This window comes from Paenibacillus sp. J22FR83, from assembly GCF_059691955.1.
Genome location: NZ_JCAUAM010000026.1, coordinates 1 through 12,559, shown reverse-complemented (window position 1 = coordinate 12,559; position 12,559 = coordinate 1). Strand labels below are relative to the sequence as shown.

Annotated in this window: 14 protein-coding genes; 2 read left to right on the top strand and 12 right to left on the bottom strand. The window is 47.2% G+C overall.

Annotated features, from left to right (window positions below; genetic code table 11):
* The first annotated feature begins 4 nt into the window (after positions 1 to 4).
* Positions 5 to 925 carry an aldo/keto reductase gene (locus AC58PV_RS31670; protein WP_497436933.1) on the top strand — a complete coding sequence of 307 codons (921 nt, stop codon included), beginning with the start codon at positions 5 to 7 and terminating at the stop codon, positions 923 to 925.
* 25 nt (positions 926 to 950) lie between these two features.
* A complete protein-coding gene (gene glsA, locus AC58PV_RS31665) occupies positions 951 to 1,904 on the top strand; it encodes a glutaminase A (protein WP_497437028.1) in 954 nt (317 codons plus the stop codon).
* Between the two features lie 86 nt (positions 1,905 to 1,990).
* Here the strand turns inward: glsA and AC58PV_RS31660 are convergent, their stop codons facing one another.
* The 12 genes from AC58PV_RS31660 to AC58PV_RS31605 all read right to left on the bottom strand — a co-directional run.
* Complete coding sequence (locus AC58PV_RS31660) at positions 1,991 to 2,176, bottom strand: hypothetical protein (protein ID WP_497436931.1); 186 nt, start codon at positions 2,174 to 2,176, stop codon at positions 1,991 to 1,993.
* A 45-nt stretch (positions 2,177 to 2,221) separates the two neighbouring features.
* Complete coding sequence (locus AC58PV_RS31655; RefSeq protein ID WP_497436929.1) at positions 2,222 to 3,877, bottom strand: copper resistance CopC/CopD family protein; 1,656 nt, start codon at positions 3,875 to 3,877, stop codon at positions 2,222 to 2,224.
* Positions 3,878 to 3,887: 10 nt separating this feature from the next.
* The gene (locus AC58PV_RS31650) at positions 3,888 to 4,292 is read right to left on the bottom strand and encodes a DUF2203 domain-containing protein (RefSeq protein ID WP_497436927.1); all 405 of its coding nucleotides are present in this window, start codon (positions 4,290 to 4,292) and stop codon (positions 3,888 to 3,890) included.
* A gap of 55 nt (positions 4,293 to 4,347) precedes the next feature.
* The gene (gene nikR / locus AC58PV_RS31645) at positions 4,348 to 4,836 is read right to left on the bottom strand and encodes a nickel-responsive transcriptional regulator NikR (RefSeq protein ID WP_497436926.1); all 489 of its coding nucleotides are present in this window, start codon (positions 4,834 to 4,836) and stop codon (positions 4,348 to 4,350) included.
* A 193-nt stretch (positions 4,837 to 5,029) separates the two neighbouring features.
* Positions 5,030 to 6,793 (bottom strand): GGDEF domain-containing response regulator, encoded by a 1,764-nt coding sequence (locus AC58PV_RS31640; protein ID WP_497436925.1) that lies wholly within the window; start codon positions 6,791 to 6,793, stop codon positions 5,030 to 5,032.
* Between the two features lie 59 nt (positions 6,794 to 6,852).
* Entirely contained in the window at positions 6,853 to 7,227 is a 375-nt protein-coding gene (locus AC58PV_RS31635) for a response regulator (protein ID WP_310502012.1), read from the bottom strand.
* Positions 7,228 to 7,317: 90 nt separating this feature from the next.
* Positions 7,318 to 7,701 (bottom strand): gamma-glutamylcyclotransferase family protein, encoded by a 384-nt coding sequence (locus tag AC58PV_RS31630; RefSeq protein ID WP_497436923.1) that lies wholly within the window; start codon positions 7,699 to 7,701, stop codon positions 7,318 to 7,320.
* Positions 7,702 to 7,804: 103 nt separating this feature from the next.
* On the bottom strand, positions 7,805 to 8,092 hold the full coding sequence (locus AC58PV_RS31625) for a CD3324 family protein (RefSeq protein WP_065858955.1): 288 nt from the start codon (positions 8,090 to 8,092) through the stop codon (positions 7,805 to 7,807).
* A 587-nt stretch (positions 8,093 to 8,679) separates the two neighbouring features.
* Positions 8,680 to 10,575, bottom strand: a complete 1,896-nt coding sequence (locus AC58PV_RS31620; RefSeq protein ID WP_497436922.1) for an FAD-dependent oxidoreductase — start codon at positions 10,573 to 10,575, stop codon at positions 8,680 to 8,682.
* The gene (locus AC58PV_RS31615) at positions 10,572 to 11,402 is read right to left on the bottom strand and encodes an FAD-dependent oxidoreductase (RefSeq protein WP_497436921.1); all 831 of its coding nucleotides are present in this window, start codon (positions 11,400 to 11,402) and stop codon (positions 10,572 to 10,574) included. Before AC58PV_RS31615 ends, AC58PV_RS31620 begins: the two co-directional genes overlap by 4 nt.
* A 23-nt stretch (positions 11,403 to 11,425) precedes the next feature.
* Positions 11,426 to 12,253, bottom strand: a complete 828-nt coding sequence (locus AC58PV_RS31610; protein WP_497436919.1) for a helix-turn-helix domain-containing protein — start codon at positions 12,251 to 12,253, stop codon at positions 11,426 to 11,428.
* Between the two features lie 72 nt (positions 12,254 to 12,325).
* Positions 12,326 to 12,559, bottom strand: a 234-nt coding sequence (locus AC58PV_RS31605) for a hypothetical protein (protein WP_497436918.1), incomplete at its 5' end; no start/stop codon positions are given.

Below are 12,559 nucleotides of genomic sequence, written 5' to 3'. Positions count from 1 at the left end.
CAAGATGAAATATCGTAGACTTGGCAAAACAGACCTGAAAGTTTCCATCGTTGGTGTAGGCACTTGGCAATTTGGCGGGGAGTGGGGATTAACCTACACGCAAGCAGAAGCGGATGCGATTCTCGATCAAGCTGCTGAGCTTGGTATCAACTTAATCGATACGGCAGAATGCTATGGCGATCACCTTTCCGAATCCTTTATCGGTAACTATTTATCCCGCCGCGATCGCGATAAATGGGTTGTTGCAACGAAGTTCGGCCATCATTTCCATGACTTATTCACACGAACCGATGAGTTTAGCGCCGAAGCCGTCATTAAGCAGTTGGACACATCTCTACAAGCTTTACATACGGACTATATCGACTTATATCAATTCCATTCCGGTCCTGATGCTCTATTCGATAACGATGACCTATGGACAACCCTTGACAAACAAGTGCAAGCTGGCAAAATCCGTCACCTTGGCACGTCGATCGGCAGCAATGCCAATATCCATCAAACTGCCGTTTCCACAAAAGTGAATTCCAAAGCGATTCAGGTTGTCTATAATCGACTGGAACGCGCCCCAGAAGAACAAGTGTTCCAGTCCTGTATCGAGCAGGATCTTGGTGTTCTTGCACGTGTACCGCTAGCTAGTGGTTATTTGAGCGGTAAATATAAGCCAGGCGCTGTATTCAGTAACACAGACGTCCGCCATCGTCACGATGCGGAAAGTGTCAAACAGAAGCTGGAAGAAGTTGAGCGCATTCGTCAAAATGAAGTGCCAGAAGGCATGGACATGGCGAAATGGGCATTAGCTTGGTGCTTGAAGCATGATGCGGTTACTTCCGTTATTCCAGGTTGCAAAAACCCAGAGCAAGTGATTGCGAATGCAGCGGCAACTGAGCTGATCAGCGACAATCATCCGCAAGCTTGGAAAGCTTAGAGAACTAGGAAGGACTGACTTGGCCATGCCTCACCAACCCCACGATGAAACTTGGAAGACACTACACACGCACATCGACGAATGGGTTGCTGTCAGTAAAACACATACGTTAGAAGGTCATGTCGCTTCCTATATCCCAGAGCTAGCTAACGCTTCAGAGGATATTCTCGGTATATGCCTAATGGATAGCAAAGGGCAAACCATCCTATCCGGCGATTCTAATTTTCGCTTTACTTTGCAAAGTATTTCGAAAGTTTTTTCACTCATTCTTGCTCTTATGGATAATGGTGAAGACGTTGTCTTCTCCAAAGTTGGCATGGAGCCGACGGGGGATGACTTTAACTCGATGCTGAAGCTCGAGCTGATCGAGCCAGGCATTCCTTTCAATCCACTAATCAATGCTGGAGCGATTGCGATTTCTTCTCTAATCGCTGGTCAAAGTCCAGATGAACAGGTTGACCGGATCCTGCTTTTCTTCAGGGATATTACCAATAATCCTTCGCTTTCCGTGAATCAGAATGTATTCAAATCCGAATCCGATACCGCTCATCGCAATCGTTCTTTAGCCTATTTCCTCAAGGATAACGGTGTCTTGGACAAGGAAGTTGAAGATGTCCTTCGTGTCTACTTCAGCCACTGCTCCATCGAGGTGAATTGCACGGATCTAGCCAGAATGGCTCTTGTACTCGCTCATAATGGCGTAGATCCGATCCGCAAGCAACGTCTTATTCCGCGGCGCTTCGTACAAATTGCCAAGACCTTCATGTTTACCTGCGGGATGTACAACGCCTCTGGCGAATTTGCCATGAATGTCGGGTTACCAGCGAAGAGCGGCGTGTCCGGCGGCATCCTGACGATGGTGCCGGGACAGTACGGCATCGGCATCGTTGGCCCCGCGTTGAACCGTAAAGGCAACAGCACGGCTGGTGTACATCTTCTCGGCATTCTGTCACAGGAATTCGACTGGAGCATGTTCTAGCACAACTCCTGCGCGCAAACAAAAAGAACCTTCCCCTCTGACTTTTCGTTAAGTCTCGGGGAAGGTTCTTTCTCATGCGTATACGTTTATTGCATCGATTGTTTGATGCGTTGGAGGGCTTCGATCAATTCATCCACTTCTTGCTCATTCAATCGAACCGTCACATAGTTCGGTGAAATCCCGCCGTCATTGACTTCAAGGAGAGCGGAATCATCTTTGTTATCGAATTTAACCGAAAGATGGTCTTTGTCTAGAATTTGAACCCAAGCCATGTTTATCCTCCTCACAGTTAACCATGCAATCTTCCCTTGTCAGGATCAATACACAATGAAGTCTTTGGTATACACGGTTTCATTGTCTTCCGTATCCATGACGCGCATTTCTAGCTCCCAATTGCCTCTAAACGGCAGGTATGGCCCTTCCGATTTGTAACTATATTTAGCAAAACCGAAGGACTCTTCTTCCTTATTATCTGTATAGATTGTTAAAGGGATCGAAATCGGTGCAATCTGTTCATCATCTTTATTATGCAATATCAAGAGAACCTGCTTAGGTTGGCCTGACTTTTCAGGCAGCCATACTTTGGCGACGAAGCTGTTATTGCCTGGAATTTTGGGCGCAATATCGACGGAAACATGGACTTTCTCTCCCATCTGATGCCACTGAAGCGGCGCATTAGAAGGAATAGGTGCCATATACGTAAGCAATCCGACAAGCACCACAATGATCACCATCAGCGATAGGTCTAGCTTGACCCAAACGATCGATTGATTGACTTGTTTTTTGCGAAGGAAGATTCGAATCACGAACCCCAGCACGGAGACAAGCACCACCACGCCTACTTTGACTAGCAAGAGTATGCCCCAAGTTGTGTACGTTAAATACCGCAAATTCGGTAAGAAAAGCAGAACAGAGAGGATCCCTGAAACGGTTAAAACAAGGATCGAAATCAGTGCAAATTTGGAAAACTTCTGCATATAACTGCCAAGCCCCGTCTTGTTATGGCGCCATTTCACATACAGCAGAATTAATCCACCAACCCAACAAGCTGCGGCAACTAGGTGAATGAAATCGAGGCCGATTGTCGCCCACAGTGGCGAGAAGGACGCTGCGTGGCCACTGAAGCTTTTGACTGCCAGAAGAGCCAAAGCCCAACATACATCCAACCATGCCAGCCTACCTAGCAGGACAAAACCTAAGAAGGATAATACAAGAAGCAATACCCAAGAGATTCCGATATTGGTCGCGCTTAGCAGTTGCCAAATTTCATCCACACCACCGCCGCCCAACAGATCCTCAATATGTGTAAAAATGAGCAGCAATAGGGCAACAATATGCCCACGTTGTAGATTGAGCGTCCATCCAGCGAGCGATTTCTGCGCTTCTTCACCTTGGGTTTTGACCAAGCGTAGCCAGAATGCCCACCCCGTCAAAGCCAACAGCATTAGAAACCATAAGCCCCGAGAGGCGTATTGCAGCAACCCCTTCGTCGTTAGCGGCCCAGCGCTGTGGTCGTGTCCTGTATGAGCAGACGGTACGTCGAGCAGGTCCTCCTGAGGCGGATTCCCGACCGTAATCGGATAGCTTCCACCCACAGGATGACCATCCGCTGAGATAACGTGATAACTAATCAAATACACGCCCTCTTCAAGCTTCGGTACATCCAGCTTAATACCCATCTGATCCTTATTCATTATCGCTTTGCGTTTCGTTATTTCAGCTCCGCTGTGATCATAAACCTTAATATAGAAGAGTCCGCTGTCTAATTGTTCATTGAACGTAACGGACACAGCAATAGGTGAGGTTTCAAGCTTTGCTCCCGCTTCTGGAGTCGCTTCAACTAATGAAGCATGTGCAGAGGCAGATTGTGGTGCAAGGACAGCACTCATCAGCATAATCGCTAACAAGGCAACCAGGCCTATCGGCAGTCGCAGAAACCACATGTTCCTTCGTTTTTGTAATAATCCCGTCATGAGTATCCCTCTAATCCGTTATCGGTCTACGGCCAGCAAATCCATCTTGCTCTCCGTGATAATAACGAATCCCATCCTCTCCTTGCTTCCAACACAGCAACACTTCTTCTCCATTCATGACTGCAGGGAAATCAACAAGTCCCATATCGATATCCTTCAGTTCAATGCCCGTCTTTTGAAAGCTTTGAAGGAGTCCACGCGCTTCAATTTGAAGAAATTCTAGCCCTGCTTCCAAGACGAAAAAGGGATCCTTTTCCGCGCTAGGCATCGAAGCATATTCATTCTTCTTATGTCGTAACTCCATATATTTTTCCTCAAATTCACGTTTCAAGGCTTGCATCTTCTTCAATTCCTCATCCACAAATGGCAATAACTGATTAGCCTCTTCCAAAGAAAACCATTTTTTCTCTGACATAACGCACCTCCATACCCTTTATTTTAGCAAAAAAAACAGCGCACTACGAATTCCTCTACTCCGTCTCCGTCTTATCGTGAACGTGATGATGCCCATGATGATGGCTGTGTCCATGACTTTGACTATGCTCGTCCACATGTGTAACAGACAGTTCTGCGTAGGCAACCCCTTTTAACACTTGTATACGCTGCTGCAGCTCTCGGAGCTTCTGCACTTCGCCGCGAACGACGAGTATTTCCAAGCATTGCTGATGGTTTAAATGGATATGCATCGTTGAAATGATCGCATGATGGAAGTCATGCTGAAGATCCATAAGCGTGATCGGTAAATCGCGGCTATCGTGGTCGTATACCATGACAATTGTGCCCGCGACCATTTCTGTTGGCTGCATGGAGCTTGAGGTCAAAAGCGCTTTGCGCGCCAGATCACGAATCGCCTCCGAGCGATTATCATACCCTTGTAAAGCAATCAACCGGTCGAATTGCTCGATTAGCGATTGCGGCATCGAAATTCCAAAACGTACCAGATTGTCTTTCTCCGACATTCCTTTTGCTCCTTTATCTGTAACTTCCTCTATGATTCTACTGTATCAGAAAGTGCAGGAGTCGCAAACCTCCTTCAAGGTAAATTGACCCATCGACAACCATCATATGGCGAAATTGCAAAGTTCTAAGGGTGTGTGACCAGAAAGACCACATTCATAATGCAAAAAAAGGAGAGGACATAGCCCCTCCTTCCTAGATAAGATTCATCAGTTGTTTGACGCGATTCTCTAGCTCTACGAGCGAGAATGGTTTCGTCATATAGTCATCGGCCCCCATTTGGAGACCCCTCGCCACATCCGCTTCCTTCTTCTTGCCCGACAGCATCAGTACCTTGAGATCCTTGAAGCGTGCCTGCGTATCCGTCTTGATCCTCCCTAAGATCGTAAAACCATCAAGTCCAGGCAGGATGCCATCCAAAATACAAGCATCATAAGCTTGATCACACAATAGCTGCCATGCGGCATCCCCGTCAGAGACCTGTGTAATCACTATCGGCAAGTGTTCCAGTTGCGAAATCAGGATCGCTCTAAGAATCGGATCATCGTCAACGATCAAGAGCTTTTTCTTCTGCAATTGAGCATTCGCATGAGCAACCAATTTCGTAAATTGTGCACCCTCATCTTCTAAATCGGCCAGAACAACGCGATTCTTGCCTTGCTGTTTGGCTTGATACATCGCATCGTCCGCTTTCGCTACCCACTCCGCAACCGTCATCCCTACCTGCCATTCGGCTACGCCTGCTGAGAACGTAATGGAGAACGTTTGGCCCTCATTCTGTGCTACGGGTTTCACACGAACTTTGTCCAAAATATCTTGCATAATCGCCTTAGCTTGATCCACCGTTGTATTGGGGAGTGCAATAACGAACTCTTCGCCGCCAAAGCGAGCCAATAAATCGGTCGAACGCAGATTGACCTGCATCAGATGAGCTAAGCCTTGTAGCACCAAATCCCCTACGTGATGCCCGTACGTGTCATTGACGCTCTTGAAACTGTCAATATCGATAAACACGAGTGAAATTGGCGCTGGATAACGCTCAATTCGCTGTAACTCTAACCCGATTTGCAGATCAAAATAACGGCGATTAAACACACCTGTCAGCGGGTCGCGAAATGCCAGTTGTTCAAAATTCCGGGTCCGCTTCAGCAAACCATAAATACGGGCCGCTAATTCCTCATATTGAAACGGCTTCGTTACATAATCATCCGCCCCTAAATGAAAACAACGGACTTTATCGCTAATATCATCGCGGCCAGATAACACGATCAGCGGCAGCCATTTCAACGTAGGATCGTCTTTGAGAAAGTCAAACAGCTCGTAGCCTGACTGCGGATGCATCATCAGATCTAGCGTAACAAGATCATACGTATGCTCACGCAGTAATTTCTGGGCTGTCTCCACATCAGCAGCTTCATCAACGATACAATCATCGAGTTGCAGGCGTCTAGTCAAATAAGAACGAAGTGCATCGTCATCATCAACGAGTAAAATACGACTTTTGAGCGTTCGAAGCAGAGAACCAGAGGCAGGATCCTTCTCCTCATCCATCTGAATTTCCGTTAAGCCGATATCTAATTCCATTTGTAATTCAAACAATAATTCAACTGTTCGTTCCACGCTCTCAGATACAGGGCTTGTCGTAAGCAGCAACTCAGGATCCTGATTCTCCATGGCTAAGGTCCATTCCCATTTGCGCACCATATCTTCTGCTAGTTTACCAATTCTCGTATAACCAAAGACTGGCGCACTTCCTTTGAGTGTGTGTGCAATCCGATAACATTGTTGCAAATCCTCAAGAATTGGCTTCTCCTGAATCGCTGTCAATAAGGACTGCAGCTGTTGCAATTGCTTGTCATACTCACGAATAAACAGCTTTCTTCCTTGTTTGAGAATTCGTATATCACGCTCAGATTCAGAAGCTGAATCCTTGGTTCTCTCTATATTTCTATGGCTCATAGATGACCATCACCCTTTATAAACTTAATCAAACTAATCCTAACCCATCCCGATCCAAACTATCGCTGTAAAAGCTGCCCGATGGTATCTAATAATTGAAGTGGACTGAAAGGCTTAACAATGTACGTAGTGACTCCCGCTGCCTTCGCTTTCTCTTTATCTTTCTCCAGCGCTTTGGCTGTCAGTAGAATCACTGGCAAGTCCTTATTCACATTATCGCTTTGTCTCAACCAGGAGCACACCTCTACACCCGTGCGTTCCGGCATCATGTAATCCAGAATGATTAAATCGTAGGCTTCTTTGCCCAGCTGTTCGATCGCTTGTTGACCGTCCTCAACCTCCGTGATGACGTACCCCTCATCCGATAACGTCTCCGTTAGCAGAAATCGAAGTGCCAATTCATCATCGGCTAGCAAAATTCTGTAAGATGACATGTTCTCTCTCCTCGAGTCCATTAATTAGAACTAATTATAGCACCATATCTGAGGCCACGATAGGAAAATGTCGGAAATAATCGAATAAAGTCACATCCGTTTATTACTCAGATGAGATTTCCAAGAGGAGCCTTCAATAGCCGGAAGTCCACGTGGATGCGGGTAACAATATACCCAGCCTTCCCTCTCCAAAGTGGCATCCTTGACCCAGATTCGCTCGTACTCATTGTCTGCATGGAGTGGACCGTAATACGTTTCCAAAATGTCCATAGCAGCCAGTCCCTCTTCAGTAACTTCAATCCACTCCCCCTCGACCTCATGTTCATCGTCTGATCGCACTAACGCAGGGTAAGGTCCTACATCATATAGACGTCCATGGATCCCACCAGGTTGCACTTTCCGTAAATACGGCGAGACAACATGATGATTGCTTTCCCCCACCAGTAACGTGCCATACACAAATACAGATATCATCTCTCTACTCCTCCCAAACATTTACATCGGCTATAAAGATGATTTCGGTGTGGTAACTAGCATTTCCTACAAAAAAGAAGCAGCATCACAATGGATGCTGCTTCTATGCCTGACTGGCTGTTAATTCACGTGTTTTGACGATAATTTTGCGGATACTGTCTTCGGACAAGTGAAACACTTTGATCAGTTCCAACACTGTCGAGCCCGTTTGATACAAACGGAAAATCTCACGATTTCTCCGCTCAATAATTATGCGAGTGCCGTTATTTTCTCCCCAGCCAGCACGTTTCTGCTCTTTCTTGGGGATATACACGATCTCACCTTGGATATATTCTTGTAATTGTTTTAATAGGTTAGGGGGAAGAACATCTTTCCCGTTCTTATAACTCATGGATGAAAACCTCCTCAAATTGTCGCAAAGCTTAACTTTGACTGATTTGCAGAGAGTATCTTCATCGCCCCTTAACCTCCTACCATTCTCAAAAATGGAATAAAAAAAACACGATCATAATCGTGCCTGTCGGTTGTATATGCAATTATACAATTCAGGTGAACGGTTATTCCACGAATGATATTCAGTTAGGAGACGAGTACCTCTGCGGCGGCCGCAACATTCATCGCTACTGTCATTGTCATTGTGTTCATTAAAAAGCACTCCCTTCACCGTAGTTTATTGTTGTGTTCACTTCGTGTTCACATTTATCATTATATGTAAAAAACTTCTCGATGTCTACTCGTATGTTAAAGTTATGCGAGGGCCTAGGGCCCCCGCTTTGGAACGTGATCTCTGCTTACGCAGAGATCACCTCTGTTTGCGTTGTAATCACCTTGATCACTCCTTTCCATAGGAATTAGCTGGCCGGCTACATACCTATTAACTCATATTTCGGATGGGGTCTCAAGTGAAAGAATGGTTATAGAGATTCTTTCCTTATGAACGGATGTGAACGGTTCTATCCTATAAAGAGAATACAGGCGTTAATTAGGACTTGTACTGTAAGCTATCCCTGCTTGCCAAGCGGCCTTCTGCTTCTCTGTCAGCTCGTGAAGCCTCGGAATCATTGAGTATTTGATCATCCCCGAACCCTTGAATGTCACTTTCAGCTCCAGATCAGGGTCTTCGAGTCGCTGCAAAACCTCCGAGATGATAGTGTCGCGCAATTCGGTGTGCCTCTCGGCAATACGGAAAAGAGCCATCACCGAGTAGGAGAAATATTGGAAGTATAATTCCTGCGGATTGGATATAAATTCCCAATTCCGCTCCTCCGTCTCAAGCTCCGGCAAGGAGCTGGGGTCTTTCATAATGTCGAGCAGTTCTTGCATGATACCTTGATCCTGAAGCTTACCCAGTACATAAATGGCAGCATACCCGCGAACTTGGTTGTATTTACGACTAGTGAAAGGAACGAACATATCCCGCTCTTGCACCATATTCCGAAGCACGGGGATGCAAGTCTCATCACCGATTAACCCAAGCGTTAATGCGCTATTCTTCCGAAGATGTTCATCGTCGACACTCCCCAACCATTCACATAATTGCGGCACAATGGCAGTGCCTAAGCGTTTAGCTGACCACATAGCAATGCCTGCCTTCGTACTGGATAAGCCGACGCGTATCTCATCTACGTTAGTCAGCCACTTACGTGAAAACAGCGCATCTGTTGCGGGAAGCGAGCTATCCTTGAACTCTACCTCCGCCCCTCGTTCTAGGCAGCCCGTCTCCTCTAGCAACGGACGCAGCTCCGAGTATGGAATATCTTTCATAGCATGGCCTTGCGAGATGCTGAGATACGCCATGACCGCGGCTGCTTCCCCAGTCTTCTGCATATCCCGTTTCATGCGAATGCAGCTCGCCAAATCATGATCAAGCGACATGCTTCGTCCCGCTACAAGGAGTCCTTCCATGCCTAGCGGAATAAGCGCCCCTTTCGGTATCGGGATTGTGAAGTTCAAGCCCCAGAGACTCGCTGCTACCGACCAATCCTGCTGCGCTTCGCTCTCAAAGGCAACATCCTTGCTGTGATTGTCCATGTTGGAATAGGCATAGAACAAAGGCTCGCTCGTATATCGGTCTTCACAAAAATCTCCGAAGGTTACTGTATCCTCCCCGACGATCAGACGCCCCTCCCGAATTCCTAGCTGAGGAACAACCTTCAGCATCCGCTTCTCATCCCGATAGTCTTTCTTCAGATGCGTCTCAAGAAGCCCAGAATTCACAATTGCCTTTGACAGTGCCTCAGGATCTCCTGTATTCACATATCCCGAATCCGTATAATGATGTACGACACGATTGTTATGAAGCCACTGCACCACATTAGAAAAAGGTTGAACCTGACCATCTGTCCCCCTGCCCTGACGAACCGTGCAGCCTGCCATAACACATACTTCCGCTTCACCAGAAGCATCAATAATCACGCGGCAGGATGTTCGCTTAATGCCATTCGGCCCGCTCCAGCGAAGCCCATGCACCCGATTGTCCTCTACATACACACCGATCACAACCGAATCATACTGGAAATCAACGCCAGCTGCAGCGAGCGCACGTTCTAAGACGATACTTTTCGCATTTGCGTTTATCCCGCTTGCTTTTACGAATAATTCCTGTTCCAACTCCAACGTTGCCTTGTCAATCTCCTCGTAGATGCCTCCTCTGCTCCCGAAGTAATATCCCGTAACACCACCGAGAGTCCCTGTCCCTCCCATTCCATGCATACGCTCAATGCCGAGTACTTTCAGTCCCAGTTGACCTGCTCGAAGTGCTGCAAGAGCCCCCGACGTTCCCAAGCCAACAACAATCACATCATAATCCTCATCAGCCAACAATTCGCAGCTCACCTGTACGACTTCACCGTTCCATCTTTCCGACAGTATCATACGACTTTCACCTCCGCTACGCTCTGTACACCGGCTTCAAAAGCCCCAATCGGATTACGGTATCCAGCCGAAGGCCACCACGTCCAATGGTTATCAAGTTTGTACTCCGTCCCTGCTTCCATCTCCACATCGAAACTATCAGCGATCGTGGCCAGTTGCCATGGCAGCAGAACTTCGGGACGACGGCTCCAATGCTCGAGCAATCGATTGCGAGCTGATGACCAATCATCCTCTGCCGTCAACTGGACGCTTGTAACCCACTCCGATGCGAAATGACCGCCGTAGACTAGATATCCCTCGCACTGAGGAGGTTGCTGTTCCACCTCATCCGAACGATGAATCACGGCATTCAATCGCCGCTTCCCTTGGAACGCAGCTGCCACCTCAGGGGCAGTATCACAGAAGCTTGTTGTGTCGACGATTCGGCCAGCCTTGACTGTAGATAGCCCAGAAGCATCCACCAACGTCACAAGGTAATCCCCCGAGGGATCTACAGCTACTTCCAGGATTCGCGTCAGAAAGCGAACCTCAAGCTGATTTTTCTGTATGACTTGGTGCAGAATCGGCACGAGCGCAGGCCAGTGAAAGCCTCCTCCCTCCAGCGAAGTTATGTTCCGCTCTGTTGCTTCTTTTCGAAGAGCCGCAGCTTGTGTGGACAGAGTCACCGAACCCTCAACCGTCCCCTGCCGGTAAGAAGCGGCAAATTCCCCACCTACACCACTCGTACGCTCTATTACAACTGTGCGCCCCTCTGTCACGCTCGCCAGCCCCAGACCTGATAACGTCGCCCCAGCAATCAGGACATCATATCGTTGTACTTCGCTCATCACGCATCTTCCTTTCATTATCATCAGCTGCCCCTGTACTCTCTTGGTGCCATCCCCGTTACCTTCGTGAACACTCTAGTGAAATAGAGCGGATCGCTGTAACCAACTGCCTTCGCCACTTCACTTATCGGTTTGGAGGTGCTCGTCAGCATCGATTTCGCCTGATCAATCCTTACTTTTTCGACGAACTGCAGTGGGCTGATGCCAACCGCATTTTTGAAAAGCAACGAATAATGACTGACCGACATAGACGTCTGTTTGGCCAGGATCGTCCGATTCAAATCCTCCGAATAATGCTGACGGATAAAACGAACGCTGTCTTCCATCTGCCTGTAGGAAATTTCCTGCTCCGTTTGTTCGGCAATAACGACATTGCACAGCGCGTCCAATAGCTGGAATAACTTCAACTTCGCTTGCCACTCGTAGCCAGCGGATTTCGAATGCCAGCACTCATAGAGTTGAACGGCTTGATTGAGAAACTCCAGCGTTGGCAAAGTGAGCACGCGCTTAAATGGCAGCGGGGTATTCGTTATCGAACTCTCGCACTCACTCCCCTCCCACTGGATGTGAAGTTGATGAAATTGAACACCATAATATTGCAGCGTATAGTTAGCAGTAGTGCTGATGTCCATCGACATCTGCGGGTTAACATGGAAAACACAGCCAGGCCTCAGCTCAAACCGCTCCCCGTTCAAGATCAGGATACCTTCGCCTTTGTAAATAAAAACAAGATTGAAGACGTTCGTCACTGGTCGTTCAATACGGTAGTGATATTGCTCCCAATAAGCTTCATTCCGATGGGTCACATCCAAGATTCTTGGATAAAAATGATGCAAGAACTCCTTCTCCATAACTCCCTCCAATTGGCGGTTCATCGAAGCCTTCAACGACATTTGCATTAAAATCGTATGTTTGTAATTACACTATACTCCCTCGTCATTTCTGCGTGAATTCATAATAATCTGATAAATATGGATAATCGTCTTACGATTTAATCTTAAACCTAAACCATGTAAATAAAAAAGTAGGGGAACCACTCTCATGGTTCCCCCCTTATCGAACCGCACGTGCCCTACTAAGGCATACGGCTCACCAACGTGATTCAACTTGAACTTCAGTTTGTGGCTAACCTTTGGGCACATTGTATTTTCCGAGCG